Below are 19461 nucleotides of genomic sequence, written 5' to 3'. Positions count from 1 at the left end.
GGGAAGCCGGTCAGGTGCGCCGCTTGAAGCGCATCCTGATCCTGGTTCCCCGCTTCAGGCCCACCATCGCCTTGTAGATACGGCTGCCGAAGATCCGGTTGATCGTCTTGTCCAGCATGCGCATCAGCGATGTCTTGTCCAGGCCGCCGAGTTGCAGCTCGACGGGATGATCGACGTCCTGGCCCTTGAGCCTCACCAGCGCTCTCCTGCCCTCCGCCGCCTTCGCCTTGCCTTTCTCCTCGTTGCCCGCCTTCACCATCTCCTTTCCCTTTTGCACCACCGCCCGGTATTTCTTCTCCATCGACCTGCGGTACGCGCGGGTCCGGGACGGATCGCGTTTCGGTTTCGTCTTCTTGAGCTCGCCGCGCTCACTGGCCTGCCGGAGCGCCCTGATCTTCGCGTCGAGGTCCTTGGGCGGGTCGGGGCAGAACCATGTCGCGGTGAGAGTCGCCGAATTCGTGCCCGTCCTCCTTCTCGTGATCGCGAGCTCGAACGCGACCTTCTTGTGCGACTTCCCGATGATTTTGGGGTTGACGACGCCGTGTACGTACCAGACGCCGTCCTTCGCGACCGGTTTCAGGGATGCCATGCGATAGCGCACCTGGACGGCGACCAGCACAGGGCGGATCACCTTCGCTCCGACGTCGCTGCCCGAGAGCGCGTTGACGGCGTTCGTCGCGACCTCGACACCCTTCTCGGCGTCGCGTTTCTTCTCCGCGGGCGTACGCCGGTCCGCCTTGCCCACGAGCTTGCCGAGGGCCTTCTTGCCGCCCGTCATGAGCTTCTTGCCGTACGCGGCGGCCCTGGCGATCAGCCGGGAGACGAAACCGCGGACGGGGGCGCCGACCTTTTCCAGGACGTTCTTGATCTTCGCCGGGATCGCGCCGAGTCTGAGAACACGGGCGAGGAGGTCGATGGCGAGCGGGAGGGTGCGGGCGAGGGAGGTCTCGATCCTGGTGGCGACCTTCTGGGACACGCCGTTGCAGATCTCTTCGAGCGTGTCGAGGATCGAGTTCACGAATTCGGCGAGGGCACGGGCCTTTTCCACCAGGAAGGTGAGGAAGTCGTAGACGGCCATGACCGCCTTGACCAGGGCGCCGGCCGGAGTGATCAGGGACAGCAGCCACGTGACGCCCGCCTTGAGGACGGTCTCCACGACAAAGCTCTTGATCATCTCGAAGGCCTGCTGCTTGAGGTCGCCGACCTTCTCCCTGATCTCCTCCCACAGGCCCCCGACGCCCTTGTCCCGGATCACCCCGATGACCCTGATCGCGCCGATCACCGTATTCAGTACCGGCTCGGGCATGTGCTTGAGCAACTCGGAGCGGATGAACGCCCAGCTGATCCCGAAGAGGGACAGCACCGTCTTCACGATGCCACGCAGATCCCACTGCTCCGGCAACTCCACCCCGGCCGCCGCGAGATTGCCGAACAGCCAGTCCTTCAGGGCCGCCTTGAGGTGGGTGACGACGTTCGACAGGAACGAGGTCAGCCCGGCCCTGACGGAGGCGCCGAGGTTGGTGAGGAAACGGATCGGGTCCCGGACGATCCGCTCGGCCACGCCGGCCGCCCGTTTCACCACACCGACCAGCAGGTTCTTCAGGTCGATCAGCAGCGTGACCGCGCCGACCACGGCGTCGCGGGCCCGGTCCCACAGGCTCCTGTTGGCCTGCTTCACCTCGGCCAGCGCCGCGTTCGTCTCCTCCTGCGCCCGCGTGTAGCACTCGGCGAGCTGGTCGACGACCGCGTCGGCCTTCTCGTCGACGGAGGCGTCCAACTCGTCGAAGCGCGCGGCGAATCCGGCGGCCGCCTGCTCCCCGAACCCGCGCAGCGCCGGCTCCAGACCCGCGACATGGTCGGCCATCCGGCGGCGGCCGTCCGCTGCCCGCTGCCGGGCGTCGTTGACGCGTTTCTCCACGAGGGTGGCGACCTCGTCGACCACGCCCCGGATCTCGGCGGTGTAGACGGCCGCGTGCTTCGCGTAGTCGGGAGCACCGGTGAAGAAGTCCCACCAGCTCTTCCTGCACGCGGCGAGGAAACGGTTCCTGGCCTGCCCCGCCCGCTCGTCGAAGAGCGCGCGGACCGTGTCGTCGAGGCCGGCGAGTGTGGCCTCGACAGCGTGTCGGGTCTCCTCGTAGATCCCGGTCAGCTGGGCGGTGACCTCGGCGCGACGGGCCTCCGTACGAGCCTGGGCCGCCTGTTTGCCGCCGCCCACCGACTTGCCCGCGGCGACCCGCAGACCCGCCATGGCGGCCATCGCCGAACTGCCCGCACCGGCCGCCCGCTGCTCGGCCGTGGCCCGCTGCGCCGCCTCCTGCGCCCGGAAGGATCCCGCTGCCGTCGCGGAGTCCTTCTCCGCGGTCCGCTTCGACCGCAGGGCGGCCGAGAACGCCGGTTCGTCGGCGCGCTCCAGGGTCTCGTCGGTGAGCCCGGCTTGGTCCATCGCGGCCGTCGTGCCGCTCGCATGGGCGGAGAGGTCCACCGCGGCGGCGGGCAGCGGTGCCGGTACGGCGTCCGCGGCCCGCGGCGGGGCCGGGACGGGCGGCGGCCGGTCCGGCGTCAGCGCCACCGCCGGACGTTCCGGTACGCGCGTCGGGTCGGGCGGGGCCGCCGCGGTCGCCCGTACCTCACCCGCGGAGGCCTCCGCGGCGGTGTGCACCTCGCCGGAGAGCTGCGGGGTGAGGGCGTCGGGGCGGGAGGGGTCCGCGAACTCCTTGGCCCTTTCGGGGTTGGCCGGCTCCTGGTCCTTGATGCGCTTCTCGAACTTCGCGATGAACTCGGCCCGGGCGAAGGGCTTCGCCTGCGCCGAGGCGATCGCCGCCGCCTGGTCCTGCCCGGCGAGGGCGACACGCTCACCCGGGGGCGACACCGCCGCGCGCCGGGCGGCCGCGGCCTCGGCGGCGGGTGCCGGATGGTGCGTCAGGACGCGCTTGCCCGCGGTGACCTGGGCGGCGATCCGGCGCAGCCCCGGCACGGCGGCCTTCTTGCCGGCGGCGGCCCGACCGCGGTCCTTGCCCGTGCCCTCGCCCTCGCCCTTGCCTTCGCCCTGGGTGTGGCCGGCCGCCGCGTCCGCGCCCCGGGCGGCGAGCGCCACGGCGGCGGAGTTGCCGACGGCGGGGTGCACCCGGCCCGGGCGCCCGCCGGCCCCGCCGCTCCCGGCCCCGTGCTCCGCCACGGCGGCTGTCCCGAGCGACTGCGCGGCCACGGCGGCGGACCCCGGCGCTCGCGCCTGCGCTCGTGCCGACGCGGCGGCAGGCCCCGGGGACCCGGGTGCGCGTACCGGAGCGATGGCGGCGGACCGCGAGGTCCGGGAGAACGCACCGCGCGCCGGAGCGGGGCGTTTCCGCAGGGCCTTGAGCTTGCCGGGGGAGGAGCGGGCGGGACCGGTGCCCGTGTGGGTCACGGCGGGCGGGGGCGCCGGGGTGCCGGGCGTCGGGCTGCTCATGGCCGGCCACAGGGGGGTGCCGACGTCATCGGCGCGCCGCGGTCGGGTACGACGGGTGCCGGACCGAGCGCCAGGTCCAGTTCGCCCGAGCGCAGCAGTCGCGACTCCTGACGGAACTGGCGGGCGATCGCCTCGGCGAGGTGCTCACGGCCGATGACCGCGCTGTCGTGCTCCGCCGCCAGCAGCGCGGCGCCGCGCGCGACGGCCATGACGCCCGCGCCGGTGAGATCGAGCCGCGCGAGGCCCGTGAGGCTCACCCGCGGGTCCAGTGGGGCACTCGGGGGGAACGCCATCCGCCACAACCGGTTCCGCTCCCGCTCTCCGGGCCTGGCGAAGTGCACCACGAACTGGAAGCGACGGGTGAAGGCCTCGTCCAGGTTGCCCTGGAGGTTGGTGGTGAGGACGACCAACGCCGGGCTGCGCTCCAGGCGTTGCAGGAGATAGCCGACCTCCAGATTGGCGTAGCGGTCGCTGCCGCGGCCGACCGTGCCCCGCTTGCCGAAGACCGCGTCCGCCTCGTCGAAGAGCAGCAGCGCGCCCGCGGCCTCCGCGTGGCTGAAGGCCTCGTCGAGGTTCTTCTCGGTCTCGCCGACCCACTTGGAGACGGTCCGCGCGAGATCGACCCTGATCAGATCCACGCCGAGCTCGGCGGCCACCACCTCCGCGGCGAGGGTCTTGCCGGTGCCGGGCTCGCCGGTGAACAGGGCCTTGAGGCCGGCTCCGCCGTGCTGCCCGCCGAAGCCCCACTCCTCGGAGACCTTGGGCCAGGCACGGAACGCCGCCGCGAGTTCGCCGATCTGGCGCGTCTGTTCCACGGCCAGCACGAGATCGCGGGGGCCGCGGGCGGGCGTACGGACCTCGGCGTGGCGGCCCGGCACCGCGGCCAGGATCCGGGGCACGGCCGCGTCCAGCGCCATGCCGTCGGACGCGGCGAGCCGTACGGCCGACCGCAGTTGGGCCGGCGTCAGCCGGAAGCGGGCGGCCAGGTCGTCGAGCAGGGAGGGATCGGGGTCCGTCCCGGCGGTGGCGGCGGCCGTGCTCCACAGCGCCCGGCGGTCCCGGTATCCGGGCTCGTCCGCGGACTCCTCCGCGTACCGGCCCGAGGAGAGCAGGCCGAGCGGGCGCCACGGCGTCCGGCCGGTCAGGACGACCGGAACGCCCGCCCGGGTCAGCAGGTCGACGACCGCCGTCGCGGCCCCTCGCGCGTCCGGGTCGTGGAAGCCGTCGGCGGGCAGCCACAACGCGGCACCGAGCACGGCGGCCGCGGCCAGCGCCCGCCCGGCGGCGGTCCGTACCTCGTCGGGTGTCCGGCACAGCTCCAGGTCCGGGGCGCGGCGCAGCGCGAGCCCGGCCCGCTCCGCGACGGCGTACGCCGCGTCGTGCCGGCTGCCGTCGGGAAGCCCCCACAGCGCGGCGATGCCCGCCGGGTGGGCCTTGAGGTGGTCGGCCAGCCGTGCGGTGCGGGCGCGCGTCGGCGCGTCGAGCAGCGGGGGGAGGGGCGCGGGCACCCGGCCGGGGTCGTGCGCCAGGAGTCCGGGGTCGCCGAGGCCGTGCAGGAGGAACGCGGGCAGTTCGGGGCGGACGTGCAGTGGGTGCAGCAGATCGGCGCCGGAGGGCTCCGGGCCGCCGTACGTGTCCGGGACGCCGTCCTGGACCAGCAGCCCGAAGCGGCGCAGCCGCCCGTACGGTCCCAGCGCGGGCAGCCGCTGCAGCCGCTCGGCGGGCGAGGACGCGAGCACGGTGAGGATCAACTCGGCGGTGGGACGGCGCTGGTCGAGGTCGTCGACGAGATACCCGAACAGCGGCGCGTGTTCGGGTGCCAGCGCCGGGGCGAGGCACAGCAGCAGCGCGTCGCACTCGAAGGAGTCGAGGTCCGCGGCGTGGGCCAGCGCGTCGAGCGGCAGCGAGGCGCCCTCGGCGGCGGCCCGGCGGCGCAGTTCGCGCTCGGCGTCCGTCTGCGCGGCGGCGGGTTCGGCGGGCCGGGGCGACGGATGTACGTCGGCGGGATCGGTGAGGTCCAGGAGCAGGCCGGCCTGCTGGTCGGTGACGCAGTACGGGGACAGCTCGACCCCGGCGAGCAGTGCGGAACGCTTCGCGCGCCGGGCCGCGGCCATCCGCAGCGCGCGGTGGACGGCGCCGTAGCGAACGGCCAGGTGGGCCGCCGCGACGGCCGGCCGGATCGGCACAGGCCGGCTGATCGGTGCGGGGCGATTCGGGACAGGGTGGTTCGGCATCTCACCCTCCGGTGAAGACGACGGTGCGGCCGCCGAACCACGGCACGTCCGGCACGTCCGCGAGGAGCCGGTGCCGGTAGAGGTCGGCGTGCCGGGCGCCCAGCGGGAGACGTATCTCCACGGTGCTGTCGTGGACCATCACGCGGGCCCCCAGGTCGGCGAAACGGTCGAGGGCGTCCACGGGATCGGTGGCCTCCCGCTGCGACCACAGCGTCCAGGCCAGGTCGGCGAGCGCGACCCCGGCGGCCAGCGTCGTCGTCCGTTCGACCGCCGGGGCCTGGCCGGTGCGGACGGCGGGGCGCAGCTCGACCAGCGCCTCGACGAACCGGGCGGCGCGGGAGGCCTCGTACGGCAGTCGCCGCGCGGCCCCGAGCAACGCGTCGTCGGAGGCGCTGCGGGACGGGAGCCGCGCCCCGGTGTTGGTCCAGCAGCGGCGCGGGCCGGGTACCCGGCTGAGCCGTTCGGCGCGGGAGGGCGGCAGATCGGTCACGAAGCCGATGCCCAGGGCGTCCAGAGCGTGCGTCAGCCCGGCGGCCGCGGGGACCTCGGGCCGGGCGGGCAGCAGGACCAGGGGGGTGCCCGACAGTTCCCACGGCCGGAACAGTTCCGCGGGCCGCTCGGCCTCCCACACCGGGTACAGGCCGTCGAGGTCCAGCAGGAGCAGCCGGTCCGGGGCCACCGCGTACAGCAGCAACGGGCTGGTGGCGGTGTGCCCTTGGGCGGTCTGGAGCCCGAGCCGCGCGTCGAGCAGCGCGAGGAGCGGGCCCAGCCGGCGTTCGAGATCCGCAGCGGTGACGTCCGACACGCCGTGGCCCGGGGGTGCCGTTCCCGCGAAGACGGCGACCGCGTGGGTGTCCCGCGGTGCGCGCAGCCAGCCGTGCGCGGGCGGCGGCAGCACCTTGTGGGCCAGGCAGGCGGCGAAGGCCGCGCCGTCGGCGGCCCCCGCGCCCCCGCCGGTGAGGACGGCGGCCAACGCCTCCAGATAGCCACGGTCCTGGAGCGGCGGGAGCAGCAGGAAGGGGAGGACGCGGTCGATGTCGGTGACGGTGCCCGACGCGGGGCCCGGGTGGTGCTCCCGGGACCGGCCGGGCGCCGGCGTGTGGTGCGCGGGCGGTGGGGTGCCGGCGTCCGGGGCGGGCTCGGGACCGGTGGGGGTGGCGGTGTGCGGGGTGTCCGTCCCGGTGGGCGGCAGGGAGCGCAGGGCCGACAGGAGGGCGTCGGCGAGCGCGTCCGGGTCGGGCGGGGCACAAGCGGCGGGCGTCCCGGCGGCGTCCACGGTGGTACCGGGGGCCGGAGCCGCCGGGACTGCCGGGACCGTCGGCGGACCGGGCGCCTTCGCCGTGCGGCTTCCCGCGGCGTCGAGGGCGCGCAGCAGGAGCCGCAGCGCCTCCGGCGCGAGCCCGGCCAGCACGGTGTCGAGCGCGCCGCAGGCGGCGGCCTCGTGGAGGAGGCCGACCAGGACCCGGTCGGGGTCGAAGGGCGGCGCGGGCGGCGCGGGCCGACCGGATCTCCGTAGCGCCTCGGAATCCGGGTCGTCGCCGGCACCGGATCCGGAACCCGCCTCGGCGCCGGCCGGTGATCCGGCGGCCCGGGCGGACGCCGTCGCACCCGGAGCGGTCGGCCCCGGGTGGCCGCGGTGGCGGCGGAGCACCGCCGGGTCGGGGCCGGGCGGCACGGCCGCGCCGCCCCCGTCGGCCGGGTGCCCGGCCGCCGCCGAGAGTTCGTCGAGGGTGGCGTGGGCCCTGATGCGCACGGGGACGGTGACCTCCATGTCCTGGGGTGCGGGGCCGGAGTGCGGGGACCGGACGGTGCCGGGCGCCGGGAGCGGCAGGCCGGTGCGCCGGAGTGCCCCGGCGAGGTGCGTCCGCAGCACGCGGGGGAGCAACGCCACCGCGCCCAGGGCCAGTTCGGACGGATCGGTCCCCCAGCCCCAGCCGCCGGTCCTGACCAGGCGTACCCGGCAGTCGAGCACGGTGCAGCCGCCGAGCGCGGCGATGAGACCGTCGCCGCCGTCGGCCGCCGTGTCCGTTGGAAACGTCGTCATGCGCGTCGTAGCTCCGTCCTGGTGTGGTCCGTGGGCGACAGTGCGTCAGTCGAGCAGCCCCGTGAGGTACGCGCTCGCCGGTCGTCCTCGGACGAAGACCAGGGCCTGGTCGTCCTCGTCGAACGGGCCGAGGACGGCCGCCCCGGTCCCGTCGAGCTCGGCCGCGAGCGTGCGGCCCACGGCGGTGCCGGCTCCCCATGGGGCCGGCGGGTGGACCAGGAGGAGGACGGGGGCGTTCTTGTCGTCGGGCGAGGAGATGTGCAGCGACCCGGCGTCGACGTCGACGGACGGGGCGGCGCCGGAGACCTGCTTGAGCTGTGCGGCCGCCGGCGTGGCGGCCCGCGGGTCGCCGGTGTCCACGTACCAGTGCCAGGGCGCGGTGAGGAGCTCGGGCGGCGCGTCGCCGAATTCCTCGGCGGTGAGGAGGTCGGCCGGGATCAGGACCAGCCCGGCGGCGCCCGGGACGGCCAGCGGGAAGGCCTTGCCCGTCAGCTGTCCCGCGACGGGCGGGGGAGCGGCGCCCGCCCGGGTGAGGGCGGCGACCACATGGCCGGTGTGCTGGAGACGGACGACCGTGACGGTTGTCCCGGTGGGCTGCCCGGCCGCCGGGGCCGGTACCGCGATCGCCATGACTGACTCGCTCTCGTCACTGCCGTTCGGACGGATACGGATACGGATACGGATACGGATATGGATACGGACACGGATGTGGATGTGGATGTGGATGTGGATGCACGGTGCCGGGGCTCGGGTCAGCCGGCCGGACGTGTGGCCAGGACGACGTAGTCGGCGGCGCCCGGCAGCACCGAGAACAGGCCGAATTCCCGGGCGTGGCCGAGCCCCGTGTACCAGGCGATCAGACAGGTCAGCCGGCGCCGCGCGTCCACCTCGCAGCGCAGCACCACGGGCAGCGCGCCGAAGCCGGACCTGTCGCCGCCGGCCTCGGCGGGAGCGCCGTACGTCTGGAGCCGTGGTGCCACCTGGACGTGCAGCACGATCTCGCCCGACTCCACCTGGTCCGCCGTCACCGGTGGGGGCAGCGGCAGGATCACGCCGTGCGTCGCGGTGCCGGACTGGACGAGGACGCTGCCGGTGACGAGGGGGCTGTCCACGCTGCCGGTGACGGTCAGCCCGCCGGAGACCCGCACATCGCCGAGGATCCGGGTGCTGCCGTCGCCGAGGACGCGCAGCGCCGGGGCGAGCGCGCCGGCCGCGTTGAAACGGCCGATGTCGAGGCTGCCGTCCGCGCCGCCGATCCGGACGCCCACCTTCCCGGCCACGGGGCGGGGCTCGGCAGCCAGTTCCAGGGTGCCCCCGCGCGCGGACACCCGGTCGGCGAGGACGCCCGCGTACCGGCGGCCGACCCCGTTCGCCCGGGGCAGTACCGCGGTGAAGCCGCCGTCCTGACCGCCGCCCCAGGTGACGAAGGAGAGCAGCACCCGGCCCCGGTCGCCGCCGCCCAGCCGGTCGGGCCCCGCGTCGGGCGCGGGCGGCCGCTGCTCGCCGAGGTCGAGCTCGTCGCCGGGGGCCCCGACCACGAGCAGGAAGCCCTCCGTGGTGCGCGCGGCGCCGCCGTTCGCCGAGCAGCGGCCGAAGGACACGGGGGCGACGCCGGTGGCGGGCTCGTCGCTCCACATCAGCATGAGCGGGCGGGGGGCGGTGTTGTCGGGGTCGGCGATCACGAACCCCTGGTCGGGGGTGGAGAGTTCGACCGGCGCAGGCACCACGATCTCGCGGCCCGACGGGTCGACGAGGGTGCCGCTGCCGACGACGACCGTCTTGTGGACGTCCGAGCCGGCCCGCGCGCGGACCGTCACCTCCAGACCCGAGGCGATCCCCCAGGTGTGCAGGTGCCGGTGGTGGCGCGCGGCAGCGTCGCGGTCGTACCGCACCACGGCCGACAGGTCGTCGGCGGCCAGGATCTGGCCCTCGTGGAATTCCGGGCGCAGAGGTGCCGCCATGGTCTGCTCCTTTCACGTCTCGCCGGGTCGAGCGGTATCAAGCCGGCGCGGGCTGTGCCTCGCCGGGTCGCACAAGGCCTTGGTGTCTTGGCAGGTCTCGTCAGGTCTCGTCAGGTCTCGTCAGGCCTCGTCAGGTCTCGGTCGGCCGTGGCAGACATCCGGTGAGATCGAGGAGGTCCAGCAGGAACACCAGCAGCTCCACCGTCGTGGCCTCGTGTGCGAAGAGCCGGGCGAGCCCGCTGCGCCACTGCTGCTCCACCGGATCGGGCAGCCGGGTGCCGCGCCGTCCGGCCGGCACGGCCCGTACGACGTCGCAGCCGTCCAGCGTCACCTCGGCGATCAGCACCTCCGGGACGCAGCCGCTCGGGCAGGGCACGACGAGGAGCGAGCGGACGGCCGAGCGCAGATAGGCCTCGAAGGCGCGCCACGCGAGCACCTTGCGGAGCCGGTTGTGCTGCACGTCGTTGCCGGGCGGTTTGGACGGCACGTCGCACAGCAACGCCAGCGGGGCCCGGTCGCACAGGTCGCCGTTGACGTCGAGGCGGGCGGTGAGCCAGTCCGCGAGGTCGTCCGCCGGGGGCCGTGTCTTGTCGCTCACACACGCGGCCAGGAACTCCCGGTCGTCGCCGAACCGGCGGCGCAGCAGCGCGCACAGCCGGTCCTCCGGCGGGCCGGGGAGACAGCCCATGGAGTAGCGGTGGCCCTCGCGCACCCGCGTGGGCACACACCCGACCGCCGCGCAGCCGTCCCCGGGATCGTAGGGAGCGGCGGGCTCGGCGAACTCCTCCTCGTAGCGCAGGAAGAGGCCGTACGTACGTTCGGGACCCGGCGGACAGGGGTCGGGGCAGCCGCCGCCCACGGCGCGGAACTCCCGTACCAGGGCTACGACATCGACGTCCTCGGCGCACGTCACCGGGATGTCGTTGCCCGCGCCGTCCACCGCGTGGCCCGCCCCGACGCGCACCACGCCACGTGCGCAGGAGTCGCAGCCGACGCCGAGCCCGCACAGGACCGCGCCGTGTCCGTCGGCCGACACATGGCGCAGCCGGTTGTGGGCGCGGACGCGTCCGGTGGTCCAGGCGGCGAGGCCGCCGAGGTCGTCCTCGGTGAGCAGCTGGCCCGCGAAGAAGACCGGGCGGACGGGGCCGCCGGGGCGGAACCCGGCGGTCGAGTCCGGGGAGCCGGCCGAGGCCGGGAGAGCGGTCGTGCCCCCGCTTCCGCCGCAGCCGCAGCCGCAGTCGCGCGGACCGGTGGTGTGGGTGCCGGAGCTGGTCATGGCCGCCCCTCGGTGGTCTCGCCGTCGGTGTCGCCGTCCTCGGCCGCGGGGTCCGCTCCGGTACCGGCCTCCGCGTCCGAGTCCGCGTCGGAGCCCGAGCCCGAGCCGGTGTCGGTGTCGGTATCGGTATCGGTTTTGTGGTCGTGGTCGTGATCGTGGTCGGGCCGGTGGTTGTCGATGAGGATCCAGCTCTCGAAGACGCCGGCCGCGCCCGTGCTCGTCCCGGACGTGCGGGAACCGGACCCGTCGGGCGGCAGGAGCCCCGGCCGGTGCGCGAGGGGGCCGCCCGGCTGCGGTACGAGGCCGCCGGTGTGGGTGCCGTCCACCGGGTCGCCGCAGACGTCCAGGACGAACGGGGCGCGCAGCACCAGATGGATCCGGTCGCCGTCGTTGAGGTATTCGCGGTCCGTCTGCCGGATCCTGAGCTCTTTCGTGGTCCCGTCGGACGCGTGGCCCTCGCCGGGCTCGTGACGCTCGACGGTGTGGTCCGGCGGCCGTGCGTCGACGCGGGTCTCCAGACGCATGACGGTGCCGTGGACGCCCCGGCCACCGGTGATCTGGAACAGGTCCACGATGCCCTGGTCGCGGACGTTCGCGGTCCGCACCGGCCGCGAGAAGCGGATCCGCAGCCCGTCTCTGCCCAGCAGCGCGCGTGCCTGCTGGGTCGTCAGCCGGCCGCCGTGCGGCCAGGAGACGCTGGTGATCACGGTCGCCGGACGCCGGGCGAGGGGGCGGCGGACCTCGGGGTGGATCTGCTCGGGGGCGAGGGCGCGTTCGGGGTGTACGCGGTCCACGCGGGCGAGCAGCAGGCCGGGTCCGACGACCCTGCCGTCACCGCACCCGTGCGCGTCCGGGGCGCCTTTGCCGGGTGGCTCGCAGGGGCAGTCCGGGTCACAGGGCTCCGGCTCCGGCTCCCGGGTCGTCGCGCGCAGCACGAAGCCTTCGCGGATGTGGGCGTAGGCGGTGCGCGGGAGCCCGTCGCAGGACTCGGTGTAGACGGCGCGCACGCTGTCGACCGGCTCCTCGCAGTGATGGATCGTCAGATACACGGTGACGCCGTCGGCGCCGGAGCGGACGCTCTCCAGGGCCCGGCAGCGTTCGTCCTCGTCGAGGAGGCGCCACAGGTCGTGCCGGGGCAGGACGCCGCAGGGCACGATCAGCTCGGCGCCGTGCCGGTCGACGGCCACCCCGTCGGTCACCTCGAACCAGGGCGCCGCGCGCCTCGGATCGGGGCACTCGTCGTCGGGCACCGGGCGCGTCCACAGCCCGTGGGCCACGCCGTGGCCGTGCAGCGCGAGGTTGTGCAGACGCAGCCGGGCGAGGAACTGCTCCTGCTCCTGGCGGAGGTCCTGCGCGGACAGCAACTGGCCGTGGAAGTACGTCAGCCGCCGCCGGCCGGTCCGTGGGGCGCTGTCACGCCCGGTCGGAGGAGCCGTCATGGGGTCCTGCCTTTCTTCTCGTCGGGCTGTCCATCGGTGTTCTCGGCGGTGGGTCCGCCCGCGCCGCCGCCGTCCAGGGCCACCGTGCGGACGCCCGCGCCCGACGTGCCGTCCAGCCGGATGCCGCGCCGCGCCGAGCGGTCCGCCCCGAGCACGCTGTCCGCGCCGAGGACGGCCGCGCCGGCCGGGGACGTCACGGGACCGACCAGGAGGGTGTCCACGCCGACCGCGCTGCGTTCGCCGACGGTGAAGCCGAGCCCGCCGACGGACACGGTCGCGGTGGTGTGGGCGGGCGAGAGCCGTTCGACGAGATCCGCGGCGGTCCTGGCGGCGCCGGCGATCCTGTCGGCGCTGCCACTCCTGTCGGCGCTGCCGACCCTGCCGGTGCTGCCGGCCCTGTCGGTGTGGTCGGTGTGGTCGGTGTGGTCGGTGTGGTCGGCCGGGAGCGGCGGGAGGAGGACGCGGAAACGGAACGCGGTGCCGGTCAGCGGGTCGTCGTCCGGGTCGCCGAGCGAACGCAGGGGCGCCCCGCCCCGCCGGGCACCGGGTCCGGCCAGTCGCGAACCGAGGACCGCGGACCCGCCGAGCCGTACCCGTGACGCCGACCGCCCGAACAACCGCACCTCACCCAGGCGGGTGTCCCGGCCCACCGCGCCCCACGGGGCGGCGGCCGGTTCCAGGATCGCCGGGCGCACCCCGAGCACGATCTCCAGCGCCAGCGCGAGCCCGCAGGGTGTGCCGCGCCGTCTGCGCAACTCCGGTGCCGCCGCGATGAGCCGGCGCAGCACGGCGGGCGGCAACTGCGCGGTCCCCGGGTCGGGTGCGCCGGGGTGCGCGGTGCCGCCCGGGCCGCCGCCGGAGCTCGCACCGGGCGCCGGGTCGGGGTCCGGCCCCAGATCGAGGCCGAGCAGCCCCGCGATCCACGGCAGTACGCCCTCGGGCACACCGGCCGGGTCGAGCAGCGCGGGCGCCCGTTCCGCGGCCCGGTCTAGGGTCTCGACCACCGAGTCGAACAGGGCGAGGAACCGCTCGGTGAAGTCGTCGGCGGTCGGATCCTCGCGGTAGACGGCCGGCAGCAGGTCCGCCGAGGTGGCACGGGGCAGGTCGAGGCGCAGCTGCCGTACGGCGGGTCCGGGCGCGGTGGCGTCGCCGCGGCCCAGCAGCAGCCGTACGACGAGGTACCGGCCCGGCGGCTGGTCGACCAGGACGTCGTACCCCGGTCCCGTGACCGTCTGCCAGTCCGCGGGCCCCGGCGTGACGGTGGGATCGTCGCCGGTGGTGGCCAGTTGGACGACCAGCGCGCTGCCCGAGGGCACGTCGGCGGCGACCCGCAGCCGGTGCCAGCGGCACCGGGAGATCCCGCTGTCGAGCGGGACGGTGACCAGGGCCGCCTCGGTCACGCCGGGCGGCAGGACGAGCGCGTCGCCGTCCTGGACGGGCGCGGGCAGCGGGGCCGCCGCTCCCGCGGCCGGACGCCAGCCCGAGCCGGCGTCCAGCAGCAGGTGCGCGGGCGCGTCGGTACGGATGTCCACTGGTCACCTCCCTCGCTGATCGGTGGTGGGGGCGACGACGGAGGCCGTCACCCGGCCGACGCGGACCAGCGCGTGCGGCGGCAGCGGTGTGTCCGTGCACGGCGGTACCGGCCGTCCGTCCACCGTGAGCGTCAGCAGCGGCACCGCCGCGACCGCGTCGTCGGCGAGCAGCCGGCGCAGCAGCTCGGTGTGCACGAGGGGCGCGCCGAAGGGCCGGCCGTCGCCCGCGGCGCCCCCGTCGAGCGGGTGCAGGAAGCGGCGCAGCCCGTCCTCGGCACGGCGTACGGCCGCGGCCCGGTCGGCGCCCGCGGCGAGCGCCAGCACGATCCGGGCGTCGACGCGGACGTACCGGGGCGCGGCGGTGACGACGGTGATGCCGGTCGGGGCGAGGGCGCCAGTCAGATGGTCCGCGACGGCTTCCAGGTCCCCGGCCGTGGGCAGCGGCGCCCCGGCGGTGGCGGGATCCTCGTCGGGCGGCACCAGATAGACGCCGACGATGCCGGGCAGCCGGGCGGCGGGATGGTCCGGGTGGTGCCCGGGCACGGCGTGGGCGCGGGCCACCCGGGCGCCCGGGGCGCGCAGCGCCAGCAGCGCGTGGTCGGCGGGGGTGACGGCCCGCCCGGCGGTGCGGATCTCGGCGGCGCCGCGCCGCACGGTGGCCTCGAACCGTTCGGTGTCGCTGCCGCCGCTGCCGGGCAGCGGGTTGGTCACCGAGGCCACTCCCGGCACGGCGGTACGCAGCACGGTGGCCGTCTCCGCCGCGACCGCGCCCCGCCTGCCGCCCCCCGTGCGGTAACCGAGGGCCCGTACGTTCCCCACTCCCGGCGGCAGCGCGACGCCGTGCACCCCGTCGCCGAAGGTGAGGACGCCGGTCTCGGCGTCGAGGGCGAACACCCGGTCGGCGGGGCCCGCGAGCGCCAGGTCGGGCACCTCGCGCCACACCGGCAGCGGTGCCCGCGCGGGAGCGGCCGGCACGTCCCCGGCGGGCAGCAGCGGCGCGGCCGGATCGTCGGCGACGGTGACGGTCAGCGAACCCGGCACGACGGGCGGCGTCGCCACCCCCAGCCGTACGCCCGCCCCGCCGTCCTGCTCCCCGGGATCCACGGGCGGGGGACTCAGCACCTCGTCGCGCACGGTCCGCACGGCGAGGGCGAGCACCGTGTGCGGCAGGACGGCGACGAGCCGCGGCGGCTCGGCGTACGTCCCTCCGGTGAGCCGTACGCGCAGCCAGCGGGCCTCGGGCAGCTGGGCGCCGCCCGGCGGCCGGCCCGGCCGCCACCCCGACGGCAGCCGCAGCTGTACGGTCCCGGTGCCGGCCAGCGCGCCGGTGTGGTCCACCACGACATCGACGGTCCGGAAGGTGTCCCCGTCCAGGACCGACCAGCGCAGTTCCGGCGGGGGCGCCTGGGGCGGAGCCACGGTTCCGCGCGCCGCGGCGGCGGGACCGTCCGGGCGCGGGGCGGCGGCGAAGGCGAGCGAGAGGCCGCCCTCCATCGCCTGCGGGGCGGTGAACCCCAGCCACAGCGCCGAGCCGGGCGTGCCCCGGGCGCCGAACGGGAGGAAGCCGTCGGCGGCGGCACCCTCTCCCGGCACCACCTCGTCCACCGGCCCCGGCAGCGTCCCCGTCGCGGGGCGGCCCACCGCCAGGGACGTGAGCTCGGCGGGCGACACCCACATGTCGTCCACCGTCTCCATCACCACTTCGGTGCCGTCCGCACCGGGCGCGCCGGCCTGGAAGCCGGCCGGGACCTGAACTCCCGGCCCGGCGTCCGCCGTCGCCGTCAGACGCAGCAGGACCTGGGCGGGCGAGGCGGGCAGCGGGGAGACTCCGGCGATCCGCAGCTGCTCCACGAGCAGCTTGGCGGGCAGCCGGTCGACGCGTTCGGCCACCGCCTCCGCCATCAGCCCGAACAGCCGCAGCAGCGCCTCTCCCGCGTCGTCGGGGCCGGTGCCGGTCCAGTCGGGGGTGAAGCCGCCGACCCGGGCGCGCAGCGCCGCGACCAGCTCGTCCCGGGTGACGCCCAGCGGCACCGGGCGGCCGTCCGCGTCGAGCAGCGCCGTCCGCGCGGCCCCGGCGGACAGCGTCCACCACGGTTCGTCCACCGCCGGGGCGAGCCGCGCGACGGGATCGACCGAGACGGACAGACCGGGGTCGGGGCCGGGGTCGTGGGCGTTCATGCGCGTACCTCCCGGGGGACGGCACCGGACGGCGGCGTGCCGCACACCAGGACCTCGACGGGGCCGGGGAGTTCGCCGGCGCGCAGCGGCACATCCCCGCAGGACGCGTACGGCCCCTCGTCCAGGGCCACGGCCACGGCCTGTACGGGGGTGCGGTCGCCCGCCGCCTCCAGCGCGCGTTGCGCCGCGCGCAGCAGCGCCGAGGGGCGCAGCACCCCGCCGAAGGGCCAGCCGGTGCCGTCGCCGCCGACGAGGGGGTCGAGGTGGCGGCGGAGTGCCGCTTCGAGGAGCCGCCTGCGGGCGGTGTCCGCGGCGAGGGTGACCCGCACCCGGACCGGGCGGTAGCGCGGGGGCGCGACGAACACCCCGGCGCCGAGGAGGCGTCCGCGCTCCAGCCGGGCCCGTACGGCGCTCAGGGTGCCGGGGTCGGGCACCGGCAGCGGCACGGCGTCGGGTCCGGCGCTGTCGGCGGGGGCGCGCGGCACCCGGGGGACGACGAGCGTGGTCACGGCACCGGGCACGGTCCGCCCGGGGTGCGCGGGGTGCGCGCCGACCAGCGCGTGGGCGCGGGCGACGGCGACCCCGGGGGTGGAGAGGGCGAGTTCCTCGTGGTCGGCGGCGGTCACGGCACGGGTGAGGACGGCGAGCGCGGTGGCGGCCCGGCGGCGCGCGGCCGCCGGGGTCTCCGGTTCGGCCCCGCCGACGGACGGCACGAGGGCGCGCGCGGTGCACGGGGCGTCGGGCGGCTCGGTGTCCGCGGACCCGCCGGTGAACACCCAGTCCCCGGGCGGCGACTGCTCCCCGGCCGCCCGCCGCCCGGCGAGACCGGCCAGCGCGGGGAAGGCCAGCAGGGCCGTCGGCACGGCGGCGCGCACGGCGGGATCCGCGCCGCCGTTGCCGGCGGGGCCGCCGCCGAGCCGGTACTCGGCCCACACCACCGTCCCGGAGCCGGTGCGGCCGACCCGGGGGATCCGTCCGGTCAGACCGTCACCGAAGCGCAGCGCCCCGAACGCCCGGTCCACGGTGAACACCCGGTCCAGCGGGCCGCTGAACGCCAGATCCGGCACGGCCGTCCAGTCGTGGGCGCGAACGCTCCCGGCGTCGTCGGTCTCCCGCAGCGTGAACCGTCCGACGTCGATCAGCCGTCCGGCGGCGTCCCCGGGCAGCGCGACCACGAGGCCCGGCAGCGGCGGCCGTCCGGCGAACCGGGCCACCACCGACCCGCCCGCGTCCTCCTCCAGACGGACCCGCCGCGCGTGGTGCGCGGGAACCGCGTTGGGGGACAGACGCAGCAGCCGCGGCGGTGCGGCGAACGCCGCGTCGGGTGTGTCCAGGACGAGTTCCCGTTCGGTGCCCGCGGGCGTCGCGGGCAGGGTCAGCCGGACCGGTCCGGACCGGCGCAGCCCACCGGTGCCGTCCACCACCGCCCCGGCCGGCAGGACACGTACGTCCCCGACGGGCCCGTACGACCACCGCAGCCGGACCGGCGGCGGCACATCGGCCACCGCCTCCGCGCTCCACCCGTCGGGTGTCCGGCTCCCGGTCCACGGTCCCGCCGGCTCCGCCAGGACGAGCAGCAGCGAGAGCGCCCCGCCGTCCGGGAAACCGTCCCCGGACACGGACAGACGTACGCGGACCCGCGCGGGACGGCCGTGGGCACCCGCCAGGGGCACCGGGCGTCCGGCTGCGAGGTCGGCCGTACGGTCCCGGTCACCGGAGGTGTCCCGCACCGACAACCCGGTCACGCGCACCGGCAGGACGTCCAGATCGCGGTCGAGGTGGAAGTCGGTGCCGCGCCCCGGTTCCCGGCCGAACGAGGCGCCCTCCCGGATCCGCAGCCGGGTGCCGGGCTCCTCCGGAACGACCTGAAGCACCGTCACCGCGGCCGTCGCCGGGGCGGGTCCCGGCACCCCCAGCAGCCGCAGCACCGCGTGCACGACCGCGTCCGGCACCTGGTCGAGCCGGTAGACCTGCTGCTCCAGCAGATAGGCCTGCAGGTCCAGCAGGGTCATGCCCGGGTCGACAGGGGCGTGCAGGGTCCAACGGCCCGCGGACTCGGCGGGGATGCGGGTGCGGACCGCGTCCACCAGATCGGCCCAGGACAGATCGTCCAGCCGCAGCGGTGACAGGGTCATGAGAGGCCACCCCCGCCCGCCTCGAACGCCCCGGCTCCGCCGACGAGTCCGGAGCCGCCGTCGAGGTAGTAGGGGAAGACCAGCGTCTCGTGCCGCCCCGTCGCCCTGACCCGGTAGTCGACGGAGACCGTCACCCGCCACTCCTCACCCGGCTGCGCCTGCGCCCGTACGTCGTCCACGGCGGCCCGCGGCTCGAAGTCCCGGACGGCGAACCGCACCGAGTCCTCCAGTTCGCGCAGGGCACGCGAACTGCCCGGCGCGAAGACCAGCTCCGGGGCGCGGGTGCCGAGCTCCGGGCGCATCACCCGCTCGCCCAGCGCGGTGCGCACCAGCACCAGCAGACAGTCGCGGACGCTGTCCTCACCGGCCGCGTACGCCAGTCGGCCCGAGGCGTCCGGCAGCAGCGGGAAGCGCCAGCCCCGGCCGAGGAAGGCCTCCGCGCCGCCCGGCGCACCGGCGGTCACGGCGCCACCCGCACGGTCGTCGACATCGGCGCCGGGACGCCCGGTGGGGGGACCGCCTGAAGGGTCGTGCCGGATCCGGGGACCGGGTGGGTGTGCTGGGTGAACCAGGGCAGGAACTTCTCCCACGAGACCGCGTGGTCCGAGGCCCCGGTGCCCAGCTTCACCTGCGGCGCGTCCAGCGTCACCGAGTCCGCGGTGATTGTCACCGAGCCGCCGCCGATCGTCACCGGACCGGAGCCGGCGCTGATCTCCACCGAGCCGTCGGCGGTCACCGTCACCCTGCCGCCGGAGGCGGTGCGCACCACCACCGAGCCGCCGGCGTCGTCGAGTTCGATGCGGTGCCCGGCGGACGAGGTGAGCCGCACGGCCTCCTTGCCGGAGCTGTCGTCCAGGGCCAGTTCATGGCCGTGCTTGGTCCGCAGCAGCTTCTCGTCCCGGCCGCCGGTCCGGTGCGTGGGCGGTTTGTCCACGCCGTTGTAGAGGCAGCCGATGACCACGGGGTACCGCATGTCGCCGTGGTTGAAGGCGACCAGCACCTCGTCGCCCTGCTCCGGCACGAAACTCGCCCCGTACCCGTTGCCCGCGTACGGCTGTGTGACCCGGCACCAGTCGCTGATCATGGCGCCGTGGAACCACGGCAGCTTGAGCTTCACCCGGCACTCCTTCTCCGGGTCGTCCTCCACCCGCACCACGATCGCGGTCACCACACCGAAGTACATGTTGTCCAGGACCGGTCCCGGCATGGCCGTCATC

Annotated in this window: 12 protein-coding genes; all 12 read right to left on the bottom strand. The window is 75.9% G+C overall.

What is annotated here, in order from left to right; all coding sequences use genetic code 11:
• Positions 1 to 10: 10 nt before the first annotated feature.
• The gene (locus RV986_RS09325) at positions 11 to 3445 is read right to left on the bottom strand and encodes a hypothetical protein (protein WP_475916941.1); all 3435 of its coding nucleotides are present in this window, start codon (positions 3443 to 3445) and stop codon (positions 11 to 13) included.
• The gene (locus RV986_RS09320; protein WP_475916940.1) at positions 3442 to 5631 is read right to left on the bottom strand and encodes an ATP-binding protein; all 2190 of its coding nucleotides are present in this window, start codon (positions 5629 to 5631) and stop codon (positions 3442 to 3444) included. The genes RV986_RS09325 and RV986_RS09320 overlap by 4 nt, the downstream gene beginning before the upstream one ends.
• 49 nt (positions 5632 to 5680) lie before the next feature.
• On the bottom strand, positions 5681 to 7723 hold the full coding sequence (locus RV986_RS09315; protein ID WP_475916939.1) for a hypothetical protein: 2043 nt from the start codon (positions 7721 to 7723) through the stop codon (positions 5681 to 5683).
• Positions 7724 to 7768: 45 nt separating this feature from the next.
• The gene (locus RV986_RS09310; RefSeq protein ID WP_475916938.1) at positions 7769 to 8353 is read right to left on the bottom strand and encodes a hypothetical protein; all 585 of its coding nucleotides are present in this window, start codon (positions 8351 to 8353) and stop codon (positions 7769 to 7771) included.
• 122 nt (positions 8354 to 8475) lie between these two features.
• Positions 8476 to 9684, bottom strand: a complete 1209-nt coding sequence (locus RV986_RS09305; protein ID WP_475916937.1) for a hypothetical protein — start codon at positions 9682 to 9684, stop codon at positions 8476 to 8478.
• A 130-nt stretch (positions 9685 to 9814) separates the two neighbouring features.
• Positions 9815 to 10960 carry a hypothetical protein gene (locus tag RV986_RS09300; protein WP_475916936.1) on the bottom strand — a complete coding sequence of 382 codons (1146 nt, stop codon included), beginning with the start codon at positions 10958 to 10960 and terminating at the stop codon, positions 9815 to 9817.
• Positions 10957 to 12399 (bottom strand): hypothetical protein, encoded by a 1443-nt coding sequence (locus RV986_RS09295; RefSeq protein WP_475916935.1) that lies wholly within the window; start codon positions 12397 to 12399, stop codon positions 10957 to 10959. The genes RV986_RS09300 and RV986_RS09295 overlap by 4 nt, the downstream gene beginning before the upstream one ends.
• Positions 12396 to 13931 (bottom strand): hypothetical protein, encoded by a 1536-nt coding sequence (locus RV986_RS09290; RefSeq protein WP_475916934.1) that lies wholly within the window; start codon positions 13929 to 13931, stop codon positions 12396 to 12398. Before RV986_RS09290 ends, RV986_RS09295 begins: the two co-directional genes overlap by 4 nt.
• A gap of 3 nt (positions 13932 to 13934) precedes the next feature.
• A complete protein-coding gene (locus RV986_RS09285) occupies positions 13935 to 16109 on the bottom strand; it encodes a putative baseplate assembly protein (protein ID WP_475916933.1) in 2175 nt (724 codons plus the stop codon).
• A complete protein-coding gene (locus RV986_RS09280) occupies positions 16106 to 18244 on the bottom strand; it encodes a baseplate J/gp47 family protein (protein ID WP_475916932.1) in 2139 nt (712 codons plus the stop codon). Before RV986_RS09280 ends, RV986_RS09285 begins: the two co-directional genes overlap by 4 nt.
• Positions 18241 to 18708, bottom strand: a complete 468-nt coding sequence (locus tag RV986_RS09275) for a GPW/gp25 family protein (RefSeq protein ID WP_475916931.1) — start codon at positions 18706 to 18708, stop codon at positions 18241 to 18243. The genes RV986_RS09280 and RV986_RS09275 overlap by 4 nt, the downstream gene beginning before the upstream one ends.
• Positions 18705 to 19460 (bottom strand): phage baseplate assembly protein V, encoded by a 756-nt coding sequence (locus tag RV986_RS09270; RefSeq protein ID WP_475916930.1) that lies wholly within the window; start codon positions 19458 to 19460, stop codon positions 18705 to 18707. Before RV986_RS09270 ends, RV986_RS09275 begins: the two co-directional genes overlap by 4 nt.
• Position 19461 lies beyond the last annotated feature (1 nt).

It is taken from the genome of Streptomyces sp. RLA012 (assembly GCF_056270325.1).
Note: the sequence above shows the minus strand (reverse complement) of the source record. Positions and strands in the feature narration are given on the sequence as shown.

Excerpts from the sequence above, each read along its gene's own strand:
- RV986_RS09325 (WP_475916941.1), bottom strand. The coding sequence starts at position 3,445 with ATGAGCAGCCCGACGCCCGGCACCCCGGCGCCCCCGCCCGCCGTGACC.
- RV986_RS09315 (WP_475916939.1), bottom strand. The coding sequence starts at position 7,723 with ATGACGACGTTTCCAACGGACACGGCGGCCGACGGCGGCGACGGTCTC.
- RV986_RS09310 (WP_475916938.1), bottom strand. The coding sequence starts at position 8,353 with ATGGCGATCGCGGTACCGGCCCCGGCGGCCGGGCAGCCCACCGGGACA.
- RV986_RS09305 (WP_475916937.1), bottom strand. The coding sequence starts at position 9,684 with ATGGCGGCACCTCTGCGCCCGGAATTCCACGAGGGCCAGATCCTGGCC.
- RV986_RS09300 (WP_475916936.1), bottom strand. The coding sequence starts at position 10,960 with ATGACCAGCTCCGGCACCCACACCACCGGTCCGCGCGACTGCGGCTGC.
- RV986_RS09295 (WP_475916935.1), bottom strand. The coding sequence starts at position 12,399 with ATGACGGCTCCTCCGACCGGGCGTGACAGCGCCCCACGGACCGGCCGG.
- RV986_RS09285 (WP_475916933.1), bottom strand. The coding sequence starts at position 16,109 with ATGAACGCCCACGACCCCGGCCCCGACCCCGGTCTGTCCGTCTCGGTC.
- RV986_RS09280 (WP_475916932.1), bottom strand. The coding sequence starts at position 18,244 with ATGACCCTGTCACCGCTGCGGCTGGACGATCTGTCCTGGGCCGATCTG.
- RV986_RS09270 (WP_475916930.1), bottom strand. The coding sequence starts at position 19,460 with ATGACGGCCATGCCGGGACCGGTCCTGGACAACATGTACTTCGGTGTG.